Here is a 22452-nt window from a genome sequence, read left to right as displayed (position 1 = left end):
CGCAACTTCCGCGACATCGATGTGAATGTTTGACCTGATTTTTCGGGGTGGGTTTCTGTGTCTCTGCCAACTTCATTTCTGGACCAACTCCGCGCCCGCACGCCGCTGTCCGCCCTGATCGGGCAGAAGGTGAAGCTGGAGAAAAAGGGCAAGGAGCATAAGGGCTGCTGCCCCTTTCATAGCGAGAAAACGCCCAGCTTCACCGTCAATGACGACAAGGAGTTCTATCACTGCTTCGGCTGCGGCGCGCACGGCGACGCGCTGCGCTGGCTCACCGATCATGAGGGCATGGACTTCATCGACGCGGTGAAGCAACTGGCGGAAGCGGCCGGGATGGAGATGCCGGCGCGCACGCCTGAGCAGGCCGAGCGTGCTCGCCGCGCCGAGCATGTCGGCGAAGTCCTGGGGGAAGCGGCGGCATGGTATGCGCGCCAGCTGGAGCCAACGGGCATGGCCATGGAAGCGCTGGCCGAGCGCGGCATCACGCCCGCGTCGATCGAGCGGTTCGGGCTCGGTTTCGCTCCTATGCGCGGCGGCGTTTCGGCGATCGGCATCGCGGCCGACCAACTGATGGCGGCCGGCCTGGTCGTCGAAACCGACAGTGGCCGTCGCGATCGCTTCCGGCACCGCATCATCGTTCCGATTCACGACGCGCGCGGTCGGCCGATCGGCTTCGGCGGGCGTGCATTCGGCGAAGCCCAGCCCAAATATCTGAACAGCGACCAGTCGGAGCATTTCGACAAGGGCCGGGTGCTGTTCAACCTTCATCGTGCGGCACCGGCGGCGCGGGTCGCCCGCCGCCTGCTGGTGGTCGAGGGCTATTTCGATGCGATCGCGCTCGACCAGGCCGGGATTAGCGAGGCGGTCGCGCCGATGGGCACGGCCATCACGCCCGAGCAGCTGGAGCGGGCATGGCGCGTGACGGAATGCCCGGTGCTTTTGATGGATGGCGATGAGGCGGGCCGCAAGGCGGCTTCGCGCGCCTGCATCCGCGCCCTGCCCATGGTCGGCCCGGGTCGGTCGCTGAAGATCGCCACCCTTCCGGATGGCTATGATCCTGACAGCCTGGTGCGCGAGTGCGGCCGCGAGGCGGTCGATGATGTGGTCGATCGGGCGCTGTCGCTTTCCAGCTATGTCTGGACGGCCGTGCTGGCTGCCGGCGATCGCGAAACGCCGGAAGGGAGGGCCGCGATCTGGCAGCAACTGGCCGACCTGGCGGCGAGCGTCGGCCATGAAGAGACCCGGCTCCAGTACCAGTCCTATTGGCGGACGCTGTTCAACGCCGAGTTCCCCCCGGCCCCCCGGTGGGTGGTTGAGGATCAAAAGCTTCCGGTTGGAACCATGGAGGCGAAATTCTCCGACCAAACGGAGGAAGTGCGGGAGCGGCTGAAGGCGGTGGCGGCGAAACGGCTGCCCGGCGCGATTGCCTCGGCCGAGCGGACCAAGGATGGCGTCACGCTGTTCGCCTGGGGCATGGGTCGCCGCGTCGGTGCGGGCCTGATCGACCAGGACATGGCTGATGACGCGATCGACGAAGTGGCCGGGGATGTCGAGGATGTTTCCGCCGATGATATCGAGCGCAGCTTCGCCGCCGGCGTCGCCAAGGGCTTCGATATCGCGCCCATGCTGCTCGACATGCGCTGCGCCGGATTCCAGCGCACGGATCTCGGCAATGCCGAGCGGTTCAACGCCCGCTACGGCGGCAGCTTCCGCTTTACCACAGCCAAGGGCTGGCTGGGATGGGACGGCCGCCGCTGGAAGGTGCTCGACCAGGACAAGGATACGCTGCCGGCGGAAGTGCAAGCCGCCGTGTTCGACACGGTGCGGTCGATCCAGCGCGAGGCGGATTTCGTTTCCGCCACCGGCTTTGTCGAGCCTGACGAACCGCTGCCCGAGGACGAAAAGCCGACCCTGATGCTGGTGGCGCAGTGGCGGCTCTATCGTGACAGCGGCGAGCGCGTCGGTGCGATGAACCGCGTGACCGACATGAAGGGCGGCCCGGTGCTGCTGTCCGAGCTCATCGCCAAATGGGGGCGCGCCTCGGAAGGGTCGGGTCGGATCGGATGCATCGCCGGCCTCGCCAAGCGGTGGGTGACCGCGCCGATCGAGGACTTCGATCGAGATCCGCTCGCCATCAACGTGCTGAACGGCACGCTGCGCTTCCGTCGGGACAAGGAGAACGGTTCGACCGTCACGCTCGAGCCGCACCGCCGCGAGGATCTGAACACCAAGCTGGCTCCCGTCACCTATGACGCGGCCGCAGCGAGCCCGATCTATGACGACTTCCTGGCATGGGCCCAGCCCGACGCCGGCATGCGCCGCTATCTCCACCAATGGGCCGGGTATAGCGCCAGCGGCGACATATCGGAGCAGAAGCTGCACTTCTGGTATGGGCTTGGCGCGAACGGCAAATCGACGACGATCGATCTCTGGGCCCATGTCGTGGGTGACTATAGCGGCACGATCGGGATCGAGACCTTTCTCGACCAGGGCATCAAGAAGCGCGGCGAACAGGCATCGCCGGATCTCGCGCGCTTGGGCGGCGTGCGCATGTTGCGCGCGTCGGAGCCAGAGCGGGGCGCGAAGCTCAATGAGGCGCTGATCAAGGCGGCCACGGGTGGCGAGCCGATGGCGGTTCGTGCGCTCCATCGCGGCTTCTTCGACCTGATGCCGCTGTTCAAGCTGACGATCGGCGGCAATTACAAGCCGGACATTCCCGGCACGGACGAAGGCATCTGGCGACGCATGAAACTGGTGCCGTGGAACGCGCATGTCGCCGATGGCGATCGCGACGAGCAGCTGCCCGCGAAGCTGCGGGCCGAGGCTGCCGGCGTGCTCAACCATATCGTGCGCGGGCTGCTCGACTGGCTTGATAACGGACTGGTCGAACCGCAGGCGGTGAAGGACGCTACGGCCGAATATCGGGAGGCCAGCGATCCGCTGGGTCGATTCCTGAACCTTTGCGTCGAGAAGGATCCGAAAGGCCGCATCCAGTCGTCGAAGCTGCACGAGGTGTTCCTGGCATGGTGCAAGGTCGCCGGCGAGCGCGACTGGTCGAACAAGGGCTTCACCAAGGCGATGCTGGACAAGGGCTTCGTCAAGAAGCCCAGCGACGGCATCCAGTGGCTGGGCATTCGCCTGGTACGTGAGGCGTCCGACTTCGTCGATGAGCATGGCCGGGCACGCGAGGATGCGCCGATGCTGCCCGATGCAGCGCCGAGCTCGGCCGATGCGTCGCCCGACATGCCGCCCGCGCCTCCCCCTTACGATGACGACTTCGTGCCCGACTTCTGAGCGGCGGCGGCGCGACAGGTTCAAATGCTTCCGGGTTGGAAGGGTGGCGGAAGCATCACTGGAAGGGAGAAAGCGCGGATTTCTGCGCCTTTGGAAGGGTTGGAAGGTTTGGCCGCATGTTTCCGTCACATATGCGCGTGTGCGCGGGCGCATGCGCGATGAAAATATACAATAATCATTCCAACCCTTCCAAAGCTTCCAAATACAAGAATTTAGATAGGCTTTTCATAGAGTTGAGTAGTGGAAGGGTGAGAGCATGACGGTTCCGGCAGTGGAAGGTTCGCAATATTGGACGTTTGAGGCGGTGCAGGAGCGCATGGTGGAGGCTTGGGGCTATCTGATGCGGATGCCTGACGGTGAGGCCGCATGGCTGCGCTCCTGCTCGCGGTCGTCCATGCCCGCCGTCATTCGTGACGTGCGCAAGGGTGACTGGATGGAGACCCGCCCCGGTCGCCCCGGCCTGCGCTCCGCCCAGGTCGATCTGGTCGAGCGACTGCTCACCGGCAACGGGGCGTGGATCGAGGGCGTGGTGCCGCGCGATCGGTCGCTGGTCGCCACGGTGCTGCGCATGCGCAACCGCAAGGTCGGCTTCGATTGGCGTGACGTTGCCGAATCGGAAGGCGCGATGGCGGGCGCGGAGGCGCTGCGGAAGCGCTATTCGCGTGCCATCACCGGCATTGCGGTGCGCCTCAACCGCAACGGTTCGTCGCACGATTTGCTCTGATTCGCGCCGAAGTGACGCATTTCCGGTTGCGGAATGTGTCAACCCCCGGAATTTTTCCGGACTAAATAAAGGGTGTCCGTTTCCGCAGTGAATGACCCTATTTCAGATATATGCTTGGTCCAGTCGTGTGGATTGGGGGGAGCCAAGCATTCCTCTCCTTGGATGACTGAAGCGGGGCTGGTGGCGACACTGGCCCCGCTTCATTTTGGGTGACGCTATGCCGACCATGCCGAAGCGGTTACGACCAGCGGGTGCGCGATCGCAGGCGCAGGCTCGGAAGGAGCAGGACGACAGGCGCGGCTCGGCGGCCTCACGCGGCTATACAAGCCGATGGTCGAAGGCGGCAGCGACGTTCCGGCGGGGGCATCCGCTCTGCGAGTATTGCTCGTTGGAGGATCGGGTGGAACCGTCCACGCTGGTTGACCACCTCTACCCGCATCGCACCTATGACGGTGTGTTCTGGCGGGTCGAGTGGTGGGTCGCCAGCTGCGCCTCATGCCATTCAGGGATGAAGCAGGCGATCGAGGCTGCGGGCAAGGCCGCGATCGACGCGCTGGCCCGCCGCCTCGGCCGGGAGCCCCTGACCTGACCCTCCAAGGGAGGGGGGTGCCCAAAGTTTAGCGTTCCCGGCCCCATGACCGGCGGTCCAGACACGGAAAAATCGGCGCGAAATTCTGCGCCAGATATTTTTTTAAGGCGCTGAATTCGGGCGCGATTTGGCGAAGGAGGTGGGCCGCGCGACGGTCGGCCGAGGAGTGATTTTGTATGGCGCGTGGACGTAGGCCCGACCCCGATCAGGAAGCGAAGGGCTTTCCCAACCGGCGCAAATCCGCAACGCGCAAGCGTGAGGAAGAAGCCGAGCGCGTCGCGCAGCTGCTGATGGCGTCCACATCGGGCGACGTGCTGCAGCCGCCTGCTATGATCGACCAGGGCCCGCTCTACGCTGGCGCGGTCGCGGTCTGGCGGGAGATGGCACCGCGCCTTGCCCGCACGCATCGCCTGCCCGAGCAGCACCGCATGATCTTCGCCATGTTCTGCGTCTATTATGCCGATTGGGTTTCGCTGAACGATCAGCTGAAGCAGGAAGGTATGACCCAGCGGGTGAAGACAGTCGCGGGCGGTTTCATGATCCGCGACCATCCCGCCGTGCGTCGTCGGCAGGAATGCTTCGACAACGTCATGGCGCTGTCGAAGCAGTTCGGCCTTACGCCGCATGACGAATATGACCTGTTCAAGAATCAGGCGGGCGCGGCCGCGACCAACCCGGGTCTGTTCGGCGGCGCACTAGCAGTACCGGCGCAGCGGAAGGGCGAGCCGGAAGAAGAGGCGCGCGAGCCTGCCGCTGATGTCGGCCCTCGCGTCGGCATGCTAGGCGGCATGGACTCACCGCCCCCGGGACAGCGGCCGAACTGATATGGCCGACCAGACGGCAGCGGTAACGCTGTCGCCCTGGTGGCGGGTAGGCGATCCGCTGCCGCCCTGGTTGGCGTCGGTGGAGAATGATCCCGCTTATGCGTGGGCGATCGGCGCGTGGAACAAGGCGGCGGCGCAGCCCGGGGCATGGTTCGACCATGCCAAGGCTGACCATGTCGTCACGCTATGGCCGCACATTTTCCGGCTGACGGACGACCGCTTCGCCGGCGTCCCGTTCCGGCTCAACCTGTGGCAGGAGATCATCGTCCGCCTGCTGTTCGGGTGGAAGCATCCGATCCAGATCATCGATCCGATGACGGGCGCGGAAGTGGAAGAGCATGTGCGCATCTTCCAGATCCTGCGGCTCTGGATCCCGCGCAAGAATGGCAAGTCGGAGTTCCTGGCGGCGCTCGCCCTCATGTTCTGGGCGGTCGAGGGGCTGCAGGGCGGGCAAGGGTATGCCTTCGCCCGTGACGAGGATCAGGCGGAAATCCCGTTCGCCAAGATGAAGGCGATGGTGGCGCATAGCGAAGTGCTGGCGCGGGACATTCAGGTCCAGAGCAGCCACATGTGGTTGAAGCCGCTGTCGTCGTCGTTCGTGGTGCTGACGGGCAGCGACCAGGGTAAGCACGGCAAGTCGCCCAGCGTGACGCTCGGCGACGAAATGCACGAGTGGAAGAGCCGCAAGATCGAGAACGATCTGCGGCAGGGCCAAGGTGCTCGCCTGCAGCCGATCGCGCTGTTCGCGTCCACCGCTGGCCTGAAGACGAACCAGACCGGCGTGGAGATCTGGGAAGAAAGCGAGCAGATCCTCGACGGCACGATCGACGATCCATCCACGCTGGTCGTCATCTTCGCCGCGCCGGATGACGCGGATTGGGAAGATGAGGCGGTCTGGCGTTCGGCCAACCCCTCGCTCGGGCTGTCGCCGACATTGCAGTTCCTGCGCGGTGAGGCGCGCCTTGCGAAGGGAAACCCGGTCAAGGAAGCGCATTTCCGCTGCTATCATTTGAACCAGTGGGTCGATGACCAGGCGCTCTGGCTCAACATGTCGAAGTGGGACAAGTGCCAGGTCGGCTCCAATGGCTGGATGACGATGGCCGAACGCATGGCGGGCCGCCGCTGCTTCGGCGCGTGGGACTTGTCTTCGGTGCGCGACATCACCGCCCTGGTGTGGCTGTTCCCGCCGATCGCGGGCGACCCGCTCTGGCATCTGCTCTGCCGTTTCTGGGTGCCCGAAGCTTCGCTCGCCCAGCGCGTGAAGGAAACAAAGGTGCCCTTCGACCGCTGGCGCGAGGCCGGCGCGTTGGAGGTGACGCCGGGTGATATCGTCGATCAGGACTATGTCCTGCGCGCGGTGGAAGCTGGCATGGGCGCGTTCGACGTGCAGCGCATCGGCTATGACCCGTGGGGCGGTGTCAAGCTGGTCACCGACATGCAGAAGGAGGGGATCGATACCGATCTGCTCCTTCAGGTTCGCCAGGGCATCCATTCGCTGGGTGAGCCGACCAAGGAATTCGAGCGGCATGTCTATGCCGGCACGCTGGACCATGGGGGGCATCCCCTGCTGCGCTACATGGCGCGGAACACGATGGTCCGGTTCGATGAGAACCTGAACTACATGCCTGCGAAGAAGCGGTCGAAGGATAAGATCGACGGCATCGTCGCGGCGGTGATGGCGAAAGCGGTGGCAATGGCCCCCGAGGACGACGCACCGGAACCGGAGATCCACACCCTATGAGCCTTCGCGAAAAGGTCGGCCGCTGGCTGATCGGGACGGACGCCGCACAGGCGGATTCCGACGCGCCGATCAGCAATGCCGCCGAGGTAGCGCTGCCGACGATCCGGCGCGGCACGGAAGCCTTTGAATGGTTTACCGGCACGCCCGCTGTCGCTGGCCTGCCTGTCGTCACTGATCGGAGCGCCCTGACGATCAGCGCAATCTGGTCATGCGTGTCGCTGATTGCCGGCGCGATCTCGACGCTGCCGATGAACCTCTACAATCGGTCGAGCGATGGCGAGCGCACGATCCGCGAGAGCGATGACCTGTGGTGGGTGCTGAACGAAGAGTTCTGCCCGCGCTGGGTGGCGTCTGCCGGTTGGGAATGGCTTGTGCTGTCGCGCCTGTTCGAGGGCGATGCCTATGCTGAAATCCTGCGCAAGGGGCCAAGGGTCTCGGGGCTGGTGCCGCTGCATCCGCGTCGGGTGGAGCCGGTGCCCTGGAAGGACGGCAGCCGCCTTGCCTATGTCGTCTATCCCGAGCCGGATCTCGCCGACCAGACAATCCGCGTCATCGACCAGGACGACATGCTGCATGTTCCCGGCCTCGGCTTTAACGGCACGCGGTCATTCTCGCCACTGCGCCACGCCCTGCAGAATGTCGGCGGCGTCGCACTGGCTGCCCAGAATTATGCCGGGCAATTCTTCGCCAACCAGGCTCGTCCCGATTATGCGCTGGTCTCGGCTCCTGAAGCGAAAATGGACAAGGAAAAGCTAGAGTCGCTCAGGGCACAGATCGATGAGCGTCACGCGCTCCGGAATGGGCAAGCGTCGCGACCGATGCTTCTCACCGGCGGCATGGACATCAAGACGATCACGCTGCCGAACAAGGATGCGGAGCTCGCCGTCACACGGCAACTGCAGATCGAGGAGATCGCGCGCATCTACAACGTGCCGCCTTTCATGATCGGCCACAATGAGAAGACGACCAGCTGGGGCTCTGGTGTGGCCGAGATGGGCACGGCCTTCGTGCGCTACGTTCTGCGCCGCCACCTCAACGCCTTCCAGAATGAGATCAACCGCAAGTTTTTCCGCACCGCCTCGCGGCTCGCCGAGTTCGACACGTTCGAGCTGGAACGCGCGGACCTGAAAACCCTGTTCGAGACCTTCCGCTCGGCGCTCGGCCGCGCGGGAGAAAAACCGATCCTGACGCGCGACGAAGTGCGGCGTCTGATCAACTATGGCCGCACTCCCGGCGGCAACAGCTTCGAGGACAACGCCAATGCGCAACCGGCTGCTTAACCTCTATTCCCGCAATGCCCAGATCGGCGCGGGGATCAAGGCCGAAGGCAACACCATCTACCTCTATGACTATATCGCCGGCTCGGAAGCCGACGCCCAATGGTGGGGCGGCGTGAGCGCCGAAGGCTTCACCCGCCAGCTGATGGCGATGGAGGGCGATGTGTCGGTGCGGATCGACAGTCCCGGTGGCGATGTGTTCGGTGGCCGCGCGATCGCGCAGGCTATCCGCGAATATGATGGCAAGGTCACCTGTCACATCGACGGCCTGGCCGCGAGCGCCGCCAGCTACATCGCGATCAGCGGCGACCATGTCGTCGCGGCTCCCGGCGCGTTCATGATGATCCATCGTGCCTGGACGCTGATGATCGGCAACAGCGCGGATTTTCGCGCCGAAGCCGATCTGCTCGACAAGATCGATGCCAGCATCGCCGCCAGCTACGCCGCCAAGGCGGGTGGCGAGACCGACTGGATCGCGCTGATGGACAAGGAAAGCTGGTTCACCGGCGACGAGGCCCTCGCGCTCGGCCTGATCGACGAAGTGCTACCCGAACAGGGCGGCAAGGCGGCGAACGCCGGCAAGCGTGGCTGGAACCTGTCCGCCTTCGACCATCCGCCAGTGAACAAGATTCCGGCGCCTGCACCCGAGCCTGCACCCGAGCCGGCTCCCGAGCCCGAGCCCGAGCCCGCGCCCAGCGCGCCCGACGAAATTGCAGCACGCGAGCGGCGGCTCGCCGTCGATCTGCTGACCCAATCTGCCTGAGCGCGCCGCGCGAGGGAGACCACCCGGGCCGCTTTCGCGGCCCATTTTCATGATGGAGAAGCGTACATGAGCATTCAGGCTCTCCGCGAGCAGCGCGCGGCAAAGGCGAAGTCGCTGCAGGATCTGGTGAAGAAGGAAGGTCCGTGGACCACCGACAACCAGGCCGCCTATGATGCCGGCATCGCCGAGATCGAGGATATCGACGCCAAGATCGAACGACACCAGCGCATGAACCAGCTGGCCGCCGAAACCGCGCTCACCAGCAACGTGATCGATGCCGCCAATCGCGTCGGCCGCGACCAGAACAGCGAGGCGAGCCGCCTGTTCGCCAAGTGGCTGCGCGGCGGCGACAATGCCCTGTCGGCCGATGAATGGCAGGCGCACCTCGCCGCCGTGCAGAACACCATGTCGACGACCACCGGCAGCGAAGGCGGCTATACCGTCCAGACCGATGTCGCGCAGACGGTGCTCGATGCATTGAAGGCATTTGGCGGCATGCGCGCGCCCGGCATGGCGACCGTTCTGCAGACGGGCTCCGGCAACGGGATGAACTGGCCGACCAGCGACGGCACCTCGGAAGAGGGCGAGATCCTCGACCAGAACGCCACCGCTGCGGATGCAGACCTGACGTTCGGCACCAAGGATCTGCCAGTCTATAAGTATAGCTCGAAGACTGTCGCCGTGCCGATCGAACTACTGCAGGATAGCAGCGTTGATATCGAAGCCTTCGTCCGCGCTCGCTTGGTGACCCGCCTCGGCCGCGTCACCAACAAGCATTACACGATCGGCACTGGTTCCGGCCAACCGACTGGTGTGATGGTCGCGGCGGGCACCGGCAAGACGGGCACGACGGGACAGACCGGCACGGTCATTTACGACGACCTGGTTGATCTGGAGCACAGCGTTGATCCGGCCTATCGCGAAGGTGGCAATTGCCGCTTCATGATGAACGACAGTTCGGTGAAGGTGGTGAAGAAGCTGAAGGACAGCCAGAATCGTCCGATCTTCCTCCCCGGCTATGATCTGGCGAACAATGGCAAGCTCGACACGCTGCTCGGCTATCCGATCAAGGTGAACCAGCACGTGGCCGATATGGCAGCGAATGCCTATTCCATCGGGTTCGGCGATTTCAGCCACTATGTCATCCGCGATACCATGGCGATCGAGATGTTCCGGTTCACGGACAGCGCCTATGCGCGGAAGGGCCAGGTCGGTTTCCTCGCCTTCCTCCGCTCGGGGGGCAACTTCATGGACGTCGGCGGGGCGGTGAAGCGCTACCGCAACAGCGCGACCTGATGATGCGGGGCCCGGTCTAATCGCCGGGCCCGTTCGTCCTTTCTCTGGTTTAGGGATCTTCCATGTCGAAACCGAATATCGCGGCCCTGCAGGCCGCCGTCACTGCTGCGCGTGAGGCGCTTGCTGGTGACCCCGAAAATGAAGCGCTGAAAGCCGAATTGGCGAAGGCCGCGCAGGCGCTGGCTGATGGCGAGCACGAACTCGCTGAGGCGATCGAGGCCAGCAAGGTCGAGGTGCGCGTGCTGGTCGATCGCGGCGAGCACAAGGCCGACAGCGTTGCCCGCCTTCTCCCGGCGGAAGCAAAGCGGGCCGTCAAGGAAGGCTGGGCCGACGCGGACAAGGAGGCGATCGCCTTCGCCAAGGCCGAAGCCAAGTAAGGGGCCCGCGCCGCGATGTTGTTCACCCTGACCCCCATGGCCATGCCCGACGGCTATGGGGAGGCCCTGTTGAGCCTGGATGCGGCCAAGCTGCATCTGCGCGTGGATGATGCCGAGGAGGATGATCTTATTGAAGTGCTTCGCGACGCTGCCCTGCAGCTGGTCGAGAAGTTCTGCAGCGTCCGCCTCGGCGTGGTGAGCGGCATCGTGGCGACGTTCCCGGCTTTTGGCCGGGGCATGCATCTGGGCGTCGGGCCCGTGCCGACGATCACCATCACCGCCGTCAGCTACATCGGGAGCGACGGGGTTTCCGTCGATCTGCCCGCTGGCAGCTGGCGGCTGTCGGTTGACGGTGCGCTCACGCCTGCGCCGGGAAGCAGCTGGCCGGAAGGTGGCCCGGTCACTGTGACATTTGATGCGGGCTATCCTGCCGATGCTTGCCCTCGGCCGCTGATCGCGGCCGCGAAGCTGGCGCTTGGCCATCTCTACGCCATGCGCGACGTTGCCATGGAGGGCGAGGCGAGCGGCGGCATGCCCAGCGCGTTCGGCCTGCTGTGCAGCGGCTATCGGATGCCGGTGCTATAATGGCGTTCCAACCGCTGCGCGCCGGCGATCTTCGCACCCGCATCCGGATCGAGATCGAAGGCCGCGTTTCCAACGGACAAGGCGGATGGACGACGGCCTGGTCGCCGGTGGCCGTTATCTGGGCGAAGAAGGTGCCGCTGCGCGGGGATGAAATCACGCGCGACAGCATCCAGCGCGCGGTCAGCGTCACCCGGTTCGTGATCCGGCATCGTTCCGACGTAACGGCGAAGCATCGGATCGTGGAAGTGAAGAAGGTCGGCGACGCCTATGAGGTTATCGGCGGCCCGTGGAATATCCGGCGGATCGACGATCCCTACGGCCGCCGCGATCGGCTCGAGCTCGATTGCGAATGGCAGGCGGGCCTCGGCTGATGGCGCGTCGTGTCCAGGGTGGCGCGTCGATCCGCCGCCTGCTCCGCTCTCTGCCCGATGCTGCCCGCGATGAGATCGCCACCGTGCTGGATGATGGCAGCCGTGAGATCGAACGCCAGATGGTCGCTCGCGCGCCACGTCGCACGGGTGCGCTGCAGGCTGGGATCAAACGCCGGCTCCGCCGCAATTCCCTGTCGGTGTCGATCGGCATCACGGGCACGAAGGCGGAAAAGCGCAAGCTCTTTTATGCGCGCATCCTAGACCTTGGCCGCAAGGGGCAGACCGTGACCGCCAATCGCCGCAGCCCGGGAGGCGGCACGAGCCGCTACACCATGAGGGTGCGGGCGATCGGCGCGAAGCGCTTCGTCACGGGTCGCTATTCGGACGCGCGGGCAGTGCTCAACAATCGGCTGAAGGGCGTGTGGGACCGGATCCTGCGCCGCGTCGCAGGGGGTGACTGATGACCAGTGCTGAAGACGCGATCGAGAAGGCCGCGTTCGATCTATTGTCAGCCGTCACGGGCCTCGGCGCGCCGGTTTACCAGCATGTGCCGGAGAACACGCCGCCGCCCGTCGTCATTATCGGCGACATCGAAACGGTACCGCTCGGCGGGAAGGATGATCCCGATCGCCGCGCCACGTTGTCGGTGATGACCGTGACGGAAGCGGAAGAGCGCAAGTCGCTGCTGCAGATCAAGGGCAAGGCGGAGGCGGCGCTGGATGGCGTCCAGGCCGAGCACGATGGCTGGCAGCTGTCCTTTTCATTGCTGGGTGCGACCGCTGTCCTGACGGCGGAGGGCGACGGCTATGTCGGCGAAAGCCGGTTCCAGATCCTGGCGCTTCGCGCCTGATCGCATGTCCCCGCAGGGGCTAACCTGAAGGAGTGAACGATGGCCAAGAAATTGGGCAATGACTACCGGCTGTGGATCGAGAGCGCCACGCCCGGCACCTATAATGAGATCAAGGGCGGTACCTCGCTCAAGATCAACCGCACGTCGAACCTGATCGACACCTCGACGAAGGACGACTTCCCCTATGGGACGCAGGCCCCGGGGCTGAAGGCGCTGACGATCGACAGCGAGATCTACCCGAACCTGCCCGACGCGAATGGCTTCACCAAGCTGGAAACGGCCGCAGCGGGGAGCGCCCCTGTGGGTTTCCAGATCCGCAAGGGTGGCTCCGAAGGCGTGGAAGCGGACGTGGTGTTTGAAGCCTCCATGTATGTCGGCAACTTCAACACCGACATGGGCAAGAATGATGTCGTGAAGTGCGACTTCCAGCTGACGCTGGCGGCTGCGCCCACCACGGACGCGCTGGCATGAGCCGGGAGGCTAACAATGAAAGGGGTGAGCTCACGCTCACCCTGGACGGCGAGCCGGTGGGTCTGCGGCCCAGCTACGAAGCTATTCATGCCTTTGAGCGTGCCACTGGCAAGGGCCTCATGGAACTCGCCCAGGCCGCTCTTGCCGGGACGCTCAGCGCGGGCGACACGGCCATCATCGCGTGCGAGTGCGTTCGCGCATGGGGCCGCTCCACCGAAAACAAGGGCTATGCTGGATCCAACCCGACCCGCATCGCCGAACTGATGATCGAGGCCGAGGGCGGATTCTCCATGTCGCTTTCCACCATCGCCGGCATGCTGGCGATGGCGACCACGGGCGGATACACCGCAGCGGGGGAACTGAAGCCGACGGCGACGAAGAAGACGACGGAGTCAGCCCCCGCCGTCGGCTGATGGGCCTTGCGGCTGCTGCCCTTCAATGGCGGCCTCATGAATGGTGGGCGAGCACACCGCACGAGTTCTGGGCTGCCATGGAGGGATGGAAGTCTATGAATTGCGTGGAAGATCGTGATAGGTGAAGCCCCTCGAGATTGATGGAGGGGTTATGAAGTGGATCGCGATCATGCTCGCTGCCGTGCCGACCGTTGGCCACGCGGCGGATCAGTTCGACCTGGTCTGTGTTGGGACACAGGAGATGACGAACCTCTCGACCTTGTCGATCGACAAGAGCGAAGATCGGCGGACCTACAGAGTTGACCTGAAGGCGGGTAAATACTGCGAAGAAGATTGCGGATACGTCAGAGACATCCATTCTTCTGCAGACGACCATATCACCTTCATCGAGAAAAACGCTGAGGGGAACCCGCTTCTGGAAAAGTCCATAGAGCAAGTGAACCGCAAAGATGGATCGTATTATGTTGGGTATTTCCCGAGAAAGGGAGAGCTCGGCATGCTTGTTAGTAAAGGCACTTGCGAGCCGAAGCCGTTCTCTGGCTTCCCTAAGGTGAACCAGAAGTTTTAGCCTTCGCCGCCGAGCACTGATCGGCATGAATTGGATGGCCGCCCGGGACGACCCCGTGGCGGCCTTTTTGTTGTGGGGTGACGCGTGGCAACCGACGTCAAAGACTTGTTGCTTCGGATCGATGCATCGACGGAACTGCTGCGCAAGAACATGGCCGCCGCAGAGAATGTCGTCGGCGATTTCGAGAAGGTGGTGGAGCGTGAGCTCGACAAGGTGGAGCAGCGCTTTTCGCAGCTGAAAGGCGCGGGCCTTTCCAACTCGCTGCGAGCCATCAAGGAGGATTTCCGGAAGAATTTCACGGACATCCAGAAGATGGCGGCGCAGGCGATCGAGGCACCTCGCTTGAAAGGTGGCGGGCTCGACCTGGGCGTAGGCGATGCGAAGGCAGCAGCTGCGGCGGCTCAGCAGCAGGCGTCCGCCCTGCGGCTGATCGCCGACGCGGCCGAGCGCGCGGCGCTGGGAGAGAACGAACTATCGCGCGCGACGGATCTGCAGGTCCGCGCCGCGCGCGCCGCCGCAGCCCAAGCCGAACTGCAGGCGCGACAGCTAACCGAGCAGGCTGGTGCGCTGGAGCGGATCCAGATCGAAGCCAATCTTGCGGCCGCCGCCACCGGACAGTTCCAGGGCGCGGGCCGCAAAGCGGCTGCGAGCGCGGGTGAGCAGAAAGCCGGCTATCAGCAGCTGTCGTTCCAGATCAGCGACGTGGCCACGCAATTTGGCATGGGTGCGAAGCCCATGCAGATCTTCGCGGCGCAGGCTCCCCAGGTGGTGCAGGCGATCGGCATGATCAAAGGCGAAGCTTCGGGGCTGATCGGTTTTCTCGCTGGGCCTTGGGGCGCGGTCATGCTCGGCGCGGTCACTGTGCTCGGCTCGCTTGCGCTCGCAGATGACAATGCTTCGAAGGCGAAGAAGGGGCATAGCAATGCCACGGACGATCTGCGCGATGCGGTTGACCGGCTCAATAACGCTGAACGCGCCGCGTCTGAGACGACGCGGCAGGGCATCATCGACAGCATCAATCTATCCAATGCGCGGCGGCAACAGGCGGTCGATGCGCGCAAGGCCGCTGTAGCGGAACTGGAACTCGCGAGGTCCAAACTGGAGGCCGACCAGAAGTTGCGCGGCGCTCTGCGTAGTGGCGATGAGATGGCGACCACCGTCCTGAGCAAGGAGGATGCCGCTCTTCGTGCGCAGTATGAGGGTATCAGGGATCGGATCGACAAGCTCAACGGCGCGATCCTAAACAGCAGCAAGGCAATGGTCACAGGCTACGGCCAGTTGACCCAACGCGATGTTACGGCGCGCAATGATCCCCGCGCGGCGGTCGAGCAGCGGTATGAAGATGCCGCCGATGCCGCCAGGCGCACCTTCAATCGCACGGGCAATCGTGGGGCATATGACGCGGCCCTCAATCGTGCGACACAAGAGCGTGACGCTTCGCTGAAGGTGTTGGAAACGCGCAACAAAAGCGATCGGTCTGAGCGTGCGGCGGCCCGTCGCGCCGCGCGATCAGATGCGCGTTATGAGGACGACAAGGATAATTTCGCGGTCGCGGGTCTGCGCGCCCAGGCCGACTATAGCGGCGAAATCGACGATCGGCTGAAGGCGGAACTGGCGGCACTTGATGCGCAGCTGGAAAGCTATAAGCGCCGGCTCGATCTGGACGAAAACCTCTCCTCCGCCCAGCGCAGCGAACTGGTTGCCGCGCAGGCTGCCGTGATTGCGCAGGAAAAGATCAATGCCGAACGCAAGGCGGCTGACGATCGCGCCCGGGAACGGTTCGAGCTGGAGACCGCCGCCAACAGGGCGATGCAGGATGTGCTGGAATCGCAGCTGGATCTCGCCATGGGCCGCAAGGAGGAGCTCGCCATACAGCGGCGGATCCTGATGCTGAAGCAAAGCCAGGAGCGCGCCGAGCAGGAGGCGGTGCTGGCGAGCCAGACCGCAACGGCCGCGCAAAAGAAGATCGCCCAGGCCGCGCTGGTGCAGCTTGATGCGAAGCAGGCCGCCGAGCAGGCGTCGCTCAACCTTCGCTATGCGAGCCCATTGGAGCAGTATCAGCGGAGCATCGCCCAGACGGGTGCCAACCTCGACGATGCCTTTGAGAATATCGGGGTGAGTGCGCTCGACGATCTGAACAACGGCCTCGTCGATGCAATCATGAACGCGGGCGATCTCGGCGAGGTGTTCTCCAATGTCGCCCGCAGCATCGTCGGCGACCTGATCAAGATCGCTATCCAGCAGACGATCGTCGCCAACCTGACCAGGGCATTGGGCGGGCTGTTCGGCGGGGGCGGTGCAGCCGCCAGCATGCCAACTTCTGTCCCGCAATATTCCCTGCCCAGCCTGCCTCCGGGATTCGCCTCTGGCGGCTATACTGGCAACATGCCCGTCAACCAGGTCGCTGGCCTGGTACACGGGCAGGAGTTCGTCTTCGACGCCGAAGCGGTCAAGCGGATCGGTCGCGGCCAGCTGGAGGCGATCCGCAACGGCAGCTTCAGGGCGCCGCGGATCTCCGCTGGCACACTGCAGGCGGCATCGGGCGGCGGGGCTGTTCGGATCGAAGTGGCGAGCACGGAAATGTGGCAGGCGGCCGTCCACCAGATTTCGGGCAACGCCGCAGTTTCCATCGTTGAAAAATCCGCACCAGCTGTGGTCGCCGCATCGGTCGGCCAGAGCAGGAGCGATGCGGTGCGAGCGGGCCGCCGCCGCATCCCAGGGAGGGGCTGATGGCGTCCATATTGTTGCCGACATCACCGGGCCCGCGCGCGGCGAAGATGAACCTCATGTCGTTCGGCACCATCCTCACGCCGTTCCTCGGCGGGCCGACGCAGCGCATCAATCGGCTCGGCACTCGCTGGTCCATGCTGGTGTCCATGCCGCCGCTGATGGCTGATCCGGATGGCCGTGTGTGGGCGAACACGCTCGCGCAGGCCGTGGAAGCCGGTGCCGTCATGCCAATCGTGCAGGACATCGACACCGGATCGCCCGGCACGCCCGTCGTCTCGGCGAATGTGGCAAGCGGTTCTGTCCTTCCCCTGTCGGGCATGACGCCGGGCTACCAGCTGCGCGCGGGCCAGTTCGTGTCGATCATCCATGGTGGCCGTCGATACGTCTATGCGATCAGGGAAACCGTGACGGTCGGCGTTGGCGGCGCGATCAGCGCGTCGATCTTTCCGCTCCTGCGGACGGCGCTCTCCACCGGAGACGTCGTGGAGATCGCCACGCCAATGATCGAAGGCTGGATCGATAGCGCCTTCGGGTGGGACGTTCTGCAGACGCCCATGATTCAGATTCCCGACTTCACCATCGTCGAAGCCGCGTAGCGCTCAAGGCGCGCGCCAGTTCCATCCTGCTGGGCTGCCGATCGGCGGCCCTTTCTGTTTCGGGGGCTCCCGTGGATCCTACTCTCAAGAGTGCGCTGGCGCAGCCCAGCGTGCTTCTTTTCGGCGCGCTCAGGATAGCGCTGCCCGCTTACACCATCCGGCTGCTCGATGGATCGGGCACCCTGCAGATCGGCGGCGAAACCTATGTCGGCTGCGACGATGTGTTCGGGACGATTGCCGAACTATCCGAGCTCAGCGAAGAGATCGGCGACCAGGCCCCGGAAATCACCATCAAGCTGTTTCCGCCGAATGTAAGCGCGGCAGCCACCCTCGCCAGTCCCGACATGCAGGGCTGTTCCGTGCAGCTGCTCGTCGGCGCGGTGAACATGACCACGGGCGCGGTCATCGGCACGCCGGAGGTGGTGTTCCTGGGCGAGATCGATGTGCCGACCGTCGATATCGATGCCCAGGGCGAGCGTAGCGTGAGCTTCACGGTGGTCAGCGTGTTCGAGCGGCTGTTCGAGGTCGAGGAAGGGCAGCGCGCTTCCAACGGGTGGCACCAGTCCATCTGGCCCGGCGAACTCGGCCTTGAACATATGACGGGGACTGACGTGAACCTCTATTGGGGCGCGAAGCCGCCACAGGGCAGCGGGCAGAAGAGTGGCCTGGCCGGGGTGCTGCAGCGCGCCGCCGCCGCGAGGGTCGCCATATGACGCCGCTTGAACGTCGGCACGCCGCGATCGAGGCGACCATGGCGCGCTATCGCGATCGCCCCTTCGAGTGGGGCAAGGTCGATTGCGCGAAGGTCGCCGCGTTCCACCTGAAGAAGCTGGGGCACAAGATCCTGATCAGCAAGGCAGGCAGCTACAGTTCGCCGCTCGGCGCAACCCGCGCGCTGCGTCGGCTCGGCTATGCGACGCTGGCCGAAATGGCGGATGGGATCGGCCTCACGTCCATTCCCCATGCTCGCATGCTGCTGGGCGATATCGCCGAACTGGAGGCCGAAGCGCCGCTGGGTGCGATCGGCATCTACGCCGGCAACGGCAATCTGTTCTGTTTTCATGAGGATCATCCCGGGCTGGTGACGTTCGCCCCGGACCGAATCCTCCGCGCCTGGAGTGTGCTGTAATGAAGGTGCTGCGGACTGCAGGCATGGTCGTCGCGGCCGTCGCCCTGGTCGCAACGGGCGTCGGCATCGCCGCCGGCGGTGCTGCTGCAGCGGCGGCCGGGTCCGCGACCGCCGCGACCGCCATGTCGATCGGCACCTATGCGAGCCTCGCCACCGGGGTGCTGTCGATGGCGGCCGCGTTCATGGCCCCCAAAATGGGCGTGGAAGGATCGGCCACCACTTTCACCACGAATCCGCAGAGCGGCTTGCCCTACGCGATCGGCCGCGCCCGCATGTCGGGGCTGCGCGTCTATGCCCGCACCTATGACGGGTTCAAGCAACAGTCGAAGCACGATATTCTCGCCTTTGTCGCGATGCTCAGCATCGCCGGGCCCATCCACAGCATCGAGCAGTTCACCGCCGACAATGAGGTAGTGACGTTCGCCTCGAACGGCGATGCGAATGGCCGCTTCTATCGGTATATGGCGCAGAACCTCTCGCTGGGTCCGTCCAGCGGATCCGCGCTGGCCATGCAGTTCGGCGGCAAGCCCTATCCGGATTGGACGGCGAACCACAAGCTGAGCGGCATCGCGCATGCGCAGTGGGCGCTTCGGTTCGATACGGACGGCGACCTCTATGGCGCGGGCGCACCGGAGCCCGCCTGGATCGGCAAATGGGTGAAGGTCTATGACCCGCGCAAGGACAGCACCTATCCGGGCGGCTCCGGTTCGCACCGTGCTCTGAACGAAGCGACCTATGAATGGTCGGATAATCCCGGCCTGCATGCGCTCACCTGGGCGCTCGGCCGTTGGCAAAATGGCAAGCGGGTGTGCGGTATCGGCGCGCCTGTTTCGACCATTCGCGTCGCCGATTTCGTCGAGTGCGCCAATGTCTGCGATGCGAACGGGTGGAAGGTCGGCGGCGTCGAATGGACGACCGACAGCAAGTGGGACACGCTGAAGCGGATCCTGCAGGCTGGCGGGGCGGTACCGACCCAGACCGGCGCGATGATCGGCTGCCTTACCTCGACGCCGCGCACGGCCGTCGCGACGATCGAGAGCCGTCATCTGCTGGATGGCCTGTCGATCGCAGCGACGAAGAGCCGCCGCGATCGCTTCAACAGCGTCATTCCACGCTATGTCGATGAGGACAGCGACTGGGCGGTCATCTCCGGTACCGCCATCACGGTGGCCGACTATGTCACGGCCGATGGCGGACAGCGGACGAAGGAAGTCGATTTCCCCCTGGTCCAGGTGTTCAGCGGCGAGACGGCCAGCCAGCCCGGGCAGCTGGCCGCCTATGCGGTCGTCAACAGCCGTGAGGCGGGGCCGTTTACCTGGACGACTGGGCCGGAATGGATCGGGTTGAAGACGGGCGACGTCGTCTATCTCAACGTGCCGGAAGAGGGGCTGGTCAATCAGCCGGTGCTCATCACCCGGCGCGCACCGGATCCTGCGACCGGCAAGGTGTCGTTCGCTGGCGAGACGGAAACCTATTCCAAACATGCCTATGCGCTGGGCCAGAGCACGACGCCGCCAGCGCCGTTCCGCATGGAAGCGCCCGACCTGAAGCCCGCTGCGCCGCTGGAGGCGAACTGGAGCGTGGCGGGGGTGATTTCGGGCGAAGGGTTCCCGGCGTTGCTGGTCGAGGGCGCAAGCGAGATGCCGTCGGCCGACGCGATCGTCATCGACTATCGCAAGTCAGCGGATGAGGCGTGGACCAGTTCGGCCATCCTTTCCGCTGTCGAGCCCGTCGCCCATGTCATCGCGCCGCTGGAAAGCGAAACGGCCTACGATGTCCGGATTGCCTATCGGGTCGGCACGGCGATCGGCAACATGACGGTGTTCGTCAATGTCGTAACCGGCCTTGGCAAGATCACGATCATTGAAGGTCAGCTGAGCGATATCGACGCGCAGATGACGCAGCTGGCAGCCGACACGGCGGCCGCCCAGGTGGCGATCGGCGCGGCGCAGGCTGACATCGACACTGCGGTCGCCAACATCGCGGCGCAGGGATCGGCGATCGACACGATCGAGGCGGCCGTAGCTGAACAGGCGGGCGACGTTGCTCTGATCGGCAGTGAATTGCAGGTCCAGAACAGCGCGCTGGCGACGCTGCGGGACAAGGTCGGCGTGCTTTCGACCGAGGATGAAACCGCTGCCGGCGCGTTGCTCGCCGCCACGATTAAGACCAGCCAGCAAGCCGCATCCTTCACTGCCGAGCGGACGATCCGCGCCAATGCCGAGGAAGTGATTGCCCGCTCCGTGGACGCGATCGGCGTCCGCATGGGTGCGGCGGAAGCTGGTATCAGCAATGAGGCGACGGTGCGGGCCACGGCCGACACGGCTCTGTCCAACCAGATCGTCAGCCTCACCGCGACCGTCAGCGGCAACACCTCCGCCATAACGACTGAAGCCTCCGCCCGCGCGGACGGTGACACGGCGCTGTCGAACCAGATCAATTCCGTCACAGCCACAGTGAACGGACACACAGTGTCGATCTCCAACCAGGCCAGTGCGATCGGCACGGTCCAGGGGAACGTCACCACCCTATTCGGGCGCGCGGCGCTTACCGTCGATGTGAACGGGCGGATCACGGGGTACGAGATCAACAATAATGGCACGGTTGGTAGCTTCACGATCCGGTCGGACCGCTTCCGCGTGCTGCCGCCCTCGGGCACGACGGATGGCTTCTATATCGATATCGATGGCAGCGGCCGCACCACGCAATACATCCAAAGCGGATCCGTGCGGGTGGTCGAATTGGGCTGGCTCAGCTGATGGTCTGGGGTGCCCGCTTCCGGGATGAAACGGGCGCTCTCCTCGTAGAGGAGGGCGCGCGGTATGGGCGGGTCGCCGGCTTCTTCGACATCACCGCCGCGAACTCCACCGTGTCGGGCGGCGTGTGGACCGGATCGTTCAATGACGCGATCTTCCTCACCGGCACGGCCTGGTGGGCGATCAGCTATGTCTATTCGAGCATCCCCCGGATTCCGGTGCTCAGCGTCGGTATCAGTGTATCGGGCCAGACACTGAGCTGGTCCGTCGATCGCAATGTCTCGCCAGCATCGAACGTCACCACCGTTCGTCTTCTTTACGGGGTGTATTGATGACGCACGGCCTCCGCATCGTCGGCACCTCCGGCGCGGTTCAGATCGACCAGTTCTATCGCAACCTGATGCTCAGGACGGTCGCCAGCGCCACAACAACGTCTCCCGACAAAAGTAACTACCAGACGTTCACGGAATATCCGAAGAACGGCTACAGTTACATGGACGCCACTTCGCCGACTTCGCCCGAGACGCCGTTGGTGTTTTTCGCCGCCGATGCTTACACGGGGCGGAGTGACACCGGCTTCCTCGTCACGAACAAGGCTAGAGGAAGTTCGTCGAAGCTCGCTGTTTTCGATACGCCGCTGCCGCCGCCTACCCCGATCAACAAATGGGGAGCGATCATTCGCCGGGCGTCAGATGGCGCTGTCTGTTATTATTCGAACTATCGCTATCTGCGGGTTCATCAGGTGCTGACCGGCACCAACTATGTGACCACTCCAATCAACCTCACGCTCCCCGCCGGACGCAAATGGGCGTTCTGTTCCTTCAAATGGGCTGGTCGAACCAGGCTCAATGATGATCGGGCGTATGACGGCATCGGCTCCAACCTGCGATTTTACAGGATCCGGCGCGAGATTCTGGGGCTCAAGCTCACTGGCGACGTGCTGACCTCCATCGACATGTCTTACATGGACGACAGCGATTACGCGTTTCCCGACATGGCCTACGATAACTCGGATTCGATCGATCGCTCTTATGCGGTCATCATCGCGGACATGACCCACGTCCCTGAATGGTGACGGGCTAGCCGCTCCGCCTTCAA

23 protein-coding genes are annotated in these 22452 nt (G+C 64.3%); all 23 read left to right on the top strand.

Translation table 11 applies throughout. From position 1 onward, the window contains the following. Positions 1 to 57: 57 nt before the first annotated feature. The 23 genes from dnaG to L858_RS0100330 all read left to right on the top strand — a co-directional run bounded on the left by dnaG (position 58) and on the right by L858_RS0100330 (position 22429). The gene (dnaG, locus tag L858_RS20865; protein ID WP_022681168.1) at positions 58 to 3294 is read left to right on the top strand and encodes a DNA primase; all 3237 of its coding nucleotides are present in this window, start codon (positions 58 to 60) and stop codon (positions 3292 to 3294) included. Positions 3295 to 3550: 256 nt separating this feature from the next. Next, entirely contained in the window at positions 3551 to 4018 is a 468-nt protein-coding gene (locus L858_RS0100435; RefSeq protein ID WP_022681167.1) for a hypothetical protein, read from the top strand. A 217-nt stretch (positions 4019 to 4235) separates the two neighbouring features. Next, on the top strand, positions 4236 to 4607 hold the full coding sequence (locus L858_RS21130) for an HNH endonuclease family protein (RefSeq protein ID WP_022681166.1): 372 nt from the start codon (positions 4236 to 4238) through the stop codon (positions 4605 to 4607). Positions 4608 to 4783: 176 nt separating this feature from the next. Further along, positions 4784 to 5431 (top strand): P27 family phage terminase small subunit, encoded by a 648-nt coding sequence (locus tag L858_RS19300; protein WP_022681165.1) that lies wholly within the window; start codon positions 4784 to 4786, stop codon positions 5429 to 5431. Between the two features lies 1 nt (position 5432). After that, positions 5433 to 7172, top strand: coding sequence for a terminase large subunit (locus tag L858_RS0100420; RefSeq protein ID WP_022681164.1), 1740 nt, complete (start codon positions 5433 to 5435; stop codon positions 7170 to 7172). Continuing rightward, positions 7169 to 8452, top strand: coding sequence for a phage portal protein (locus tag L858_RS19295; RefSeq protein WP_022681163.1), 1284 nt, complete (start codon positions 7169 to 7171; stop codon positions 8450 to 8452). The genes L858_RS0100420 and L858_RS19295 overlap by 4 nt, the downstream gene beginning before the upstream one ends. Further along, positions 8433 to 9212: a head maturation protease, ClpP-related gene (locus tag L858_RS0100410; protein ID WP_022681162.1), complete on the top strand. Its 780-nt coding sequence runs from the start codon at positions 8433 to 8435 to the stop codon at positions 9210 to 9212. Before L858_RS19295 ends, L858_RS0100410 begins: the two co-directional genes overlap by 20 nt. A 66-nt stretch (positions 9213 to 9278) precedes the next feature. Continuing rightward, positions 9279 to 10508: a phage major capsid protein gene (locus tag L858_RS0100405; protein ID WP_022681161.1), complete on the top strand. Its 1230-nt coding sequence runs from the start codon at positions 9279 to 9281 to the stop codon at positions 10506 to 10508. A 62-nt stretch (positions 10509 to 10570) separates the two neighbouring features. Next, entirely contained in the window at positions 10571 to 10885 is a 315-nt protein-coding gene (locus L858_RS0100400; protein ID WP_028055646.1) for a hypothetical protein, read from the top strand. Between the two features lie 15 nt (positions 10886 to 10900). Further along, positions 10901 to 11470, top strand: a complete 570-nt coding sequence (locus L858_RS0100395; protein WP_028055645.1) for a head-tail connector protein — start codon at positions 10901 to 10903, stop codon at positions 11468 to 11470. After that, positions 11470 to 11841, top strand: coding sequence for a phage head closure protein (locus L858_RS20855; RefSeq protein WP_022681160.1), 372 nt, complete (start codon positions 11470 to 11472; stop codon positions 11839 to 11841). Before L858_RS0100395 ends, L858_RS20855 begins: the two co-directional genes overlap by 1 nt. Further along, the gene (locus L858_RS0100385; RefSeq protein WP_022681159.1) at positions 11841 to 12302 is read left to right on the top strand and encodes an HK97 gp10 family phage protein; all 462 of its coding nucleotides are present in this window, start codon (positions 11841 to 11843) and stop codon (positions 12300 to 12302) included. The genes L858_RS20855 and L858_RS0100385 overlap by 1 nt, the downstream gene beginning before the upstream one ends. After that, positions 12302 to 12691, top strand: a complete 390-nt coding sequence (locus tag L858_RS0100380) for a DUF3168 domain-containing protein (protein WP_022681158.1) — start codon at positions 12302 to 12304, stop codon at positions 12689 to 12691. Before L858_RS0100385 ends, L858_RS0100380 begins: the two co-directional genes overlap by 1 nt. A 39-nt stretch (positions 12692 to 12730) precedes the next feature. Then, positions 12731 to 13162 (top strand): phage tail tube protein, encoded by a 432-nt coding sequence (locus L858_RS0100375; protein WP_022681157.1) that lies wholly within the window; start codon positions 12731 to 12733, stop codon positions 13160 to 13162. Beyond that, positions 13159 to 13575: a GTA-gp10 family protein gene (locus L858_RS19285; protein ID WP_022681156.1), complete on the top strand. Its 417-nt coding sequence runs from the start codon at positions 13159 to 13161 to the stop codon at positions 13573 to 13575. The genes L858_RS0100375 and L858_RS19285 overlap by 4 nt, the downstream gene beginning before the upstream one ends. A 151-nt stretch (positions 13576 to 13726) precedes the next feature. Further along, positions 13727 to 14143, top strand: coding sequence for a hypothetical protein (locus tag L858_RS0100365; protein ID WP_152639745.1), 417 nt, complete (start codon positions 13727 to 13729; stop codon positions 14141 to 14143). Positions 14144 to 14227: 84 nt separating this feature from the next. After that, a complete protein-coding gene (locus tag L858_RS0100360; RefSeq protein WP_152639744.1) occupies positions 14228 to 16873 on the top strand; it encodes a phage tail length tape measure family protein in 2646 nt (881 codons plus the stop codon). Beyond that, positions 16873 to 17469, top strand: coding sequence for a hypothetical protein (locus L858_RS0100355; RefSeq protein ID WP_022681153.1), 597 nt, complete (start codon positions 16873 to 16875; stop codon positions 17467 to 17469). The genes L858_RS0100360 and L858_RS0100355 overlap by 1 nt, the downstream gene beginning before the upstream one ends. Positions 17470 to 17540: 71 nt before the next feature. Further along, positions 17541 to 18182 (top strand): hypothetical protein, encoded by a 642-nt coding sequence (locus L858_RS19280; protein ID WP_051132568.1) that lies wholly within the window; start codon positions 17541 to 17543, stop codon positions 18180 to 18182. Then, positions 18179 to 18598: a DUF6950 family protein gene (locus L858_RS0100345; protein ID WP_022681151.1), complete on the top strand. Its 420-nt coding sequence runs from the start codon at positions 18179 to 18181 to the stop codon at positions 18596 to 18598. The genes L858_RS19280 and L858_RS0100345 overlap by 4 nt, the downstream gene beginning before the upstream one ends. Continuing rightward, positions 18598 to 21357 (top strand): phage tail protein, encoded by a 2760-nt coding sequence (locus L858_RS19275; protein WP_022681150.1) that lies wholly within the window; start codon positions 18598 to 18600, stop codon positions 21355 to 21357. The genes L858_RS0100345 and L858_RS19275 overlap by 1 nt, the downstream gene beginning before the upstream one ends. Further along, entirely contained in the window at positions 21357 to 21686 is a 330-nt protein-coding gene (locus L858_RS0100335) for a hypothetical protein (protein ID WP_022681149.1), read from the top strand. The genes L858_RS19275 and L858_RS0100335 overlap by 1 nt, the downstream gene beginning before the upstream one ends. Further along, a complete protein-coding gene (locus tag L858_RS0100330) occupies positions 21686 to 22429 on the top strand; it encodes a hypothetical protein (protein WP_022681148.1) in 744 nt (247 codons plus the stop codon). Before L858_RS0100335 ends, L858_RS0100330 begins: the two co-directional genes overlap by 1 nt. The last annotated feature ends 23 nt before the right edge of the window (positions 22430 to 22452 follow it).

Origin of the sequence: Sphingobium bisphenolivorans, from assembly GCF_000412635.1 — a bacterium.
GTDB classification, from domain to species: Bacteria; Pseudomonadota; Alphaproteobacteria; order Sphingomonadales; family Sphingomonadaceae; genus Sphingobium; species Sphingobium bisphenolivorans.
This window is presented reverse-complemented; position numbering and strand designations above follow the sequence as displayed.

What these genes read in the sequence shown, in the direction of transcription:
- L858_RS0100435 (WP_022681167.1), top strand. Translation starts at nt 3,551, where the DNA reads ATGACGGTTCCGGCAGTGGAAGGTTCGCAATATTGGACGTTTGAGGCG.
- L858_RS21130 (WP_022681166.1), top strand. Translation starts at nt 4,236, where the DNA reads ATGCCGACCATGCCGAAGCGGTTACGACCAGCGGGTGCGCGATCGCAG.
- L858_RS19300 (WP_022681165.1), top strand. Translation starts at nt 4,784, where the DNA reads ATGGCGCGTGGACGTAGGCCCGACCCCGATCAGGAAGCGAAGGGCTTT.
- L858_RS0100420 (WP_022681164.1), top strand. Translation starts at nt 5,433, where the DNA reads ATGGCCGACCAGACGGCAGCGGTAACGCTGTCGCCCTGGTGGCGGGTA.
- L858_RS19295 (WP_022681163.1), top strand. Translation starts at nt 7,169, where the DNA reads ATGAGCCTTCGCGAAAAGGTCGGCCGCTGGCTGATCGGGACGGACGCC.
- L858_RS0100410 (WP_022681162.1), top strand. Translation starts at nt 8,433, where the DNA reads ATGCGCAACCGGCTGCTTAACCTCTATTCCCGCAATGCCCAGATCGGC.
- L858_RS0100405 (WP_022681161.1), top strand. Translation starts at nt 9,279, where the DNA reads ATGAGCATTCAGGCTCTCCGCGAGCAGCGCGCGGCAAAGGCGAAGTCG.
- L858_RS0100400 (WP_028055646.1), top strand. Translation starts at nt 10,571, where the DNA reads ATGTCGAAACCGAATATCGCGGCCCTGCAGGCCGCCGTCACTGCTGCG.
- L858_RS0100395 (WP_028055645.1), top strand. Translation starts at nt 10,901, where the DNA reads ATGTTGTTCACCCTGACCCCCATGGCCATGCCCGACGGCTATGGGGAG.
- L858_RS20855 (WP_022681160.1), top strand. Translation starts at nt 11,470, where the DNA reads ATGGCGTTCCAACCGCTGCGCGCCGGCGATCTTCGCACCCGCATCCGG.
- L858_RS0100385 (WP_022681159.1), top strand. Translation starts at nt 11,841, where the DNA reads ATGGCGCGTCGTGTCCAGGGTGGCGCGTCGATCCGCCGCCTGCTCCGC.
- L858_RS0100380 (WP_022681158.1), top strand. Translation starts at nt 12,302, where the DNA reads ATGACCAGTGCTGAAGACGCGATCGAGAAGGCCGCGTTCGATCTATTG.
- L858_RS0100375 (WP_022681157.1), top strand. Translation starts at nt 12,731, where the DNA reads ATGGCCAAGAAATTGGGCAATGACTACCGGCTGTGGATCGAGAGCGCC.
- L858_RS19285 (WP_022681156.1), top strand. Translation starts at nt 13,159, where the DNA reads ATGAGCCGGGAGGCTAACAATGAAAGGGGTGAGCTCACGCTCACCCTG.
- L858_RS0100365 (WP_152639745.1), top strand. Translation starts at nt 13,727, where the DNA reads ATGAAGTGGATCGCGATCATGCTCGCTGCCGTGCCGACCGTTGGCCAC.
- L858_RS0100355 (WP_022681153.1), top strand. Translation starts at nt 16,873, where the DNA reads ATGGCGTCCATATTGTTGCCGACATCACCGGGCCCGCGCGCGGCGAAG.
- L858_RS0100345 (WP_022681151.1), top strand. Translation starts at nt 18,179, where the DNA reads ATGACGCCGCTTGAACGTCGGCACGCCGCGATCGAGGCGACCATGGCG.
- L858_RS19275 (WP_022681150.1), top strand. Translation starts at nt 18,598, where the DNA reads ATGAAGGTGCTGCGGACTGCAGGCATGGTCGTCGCGGCCGTCGCCCTG.
- L858_RS0100335 (WP_022681149.1), top strand. Translation starts at nt 21,357, where the DNA reads ATGGTCTGGGGTGCCCGCTTCCGGGATGAAACGGGCGCTCTCCTCGTA.
- L858_RS0100330 (WP_022681148.1), top strand. Translation starts at nt 21,686, where the DNA reads ATGACGCACGGCCTCCGCATCGTCGGCACCTCCGGCGCGGTTCAGATC.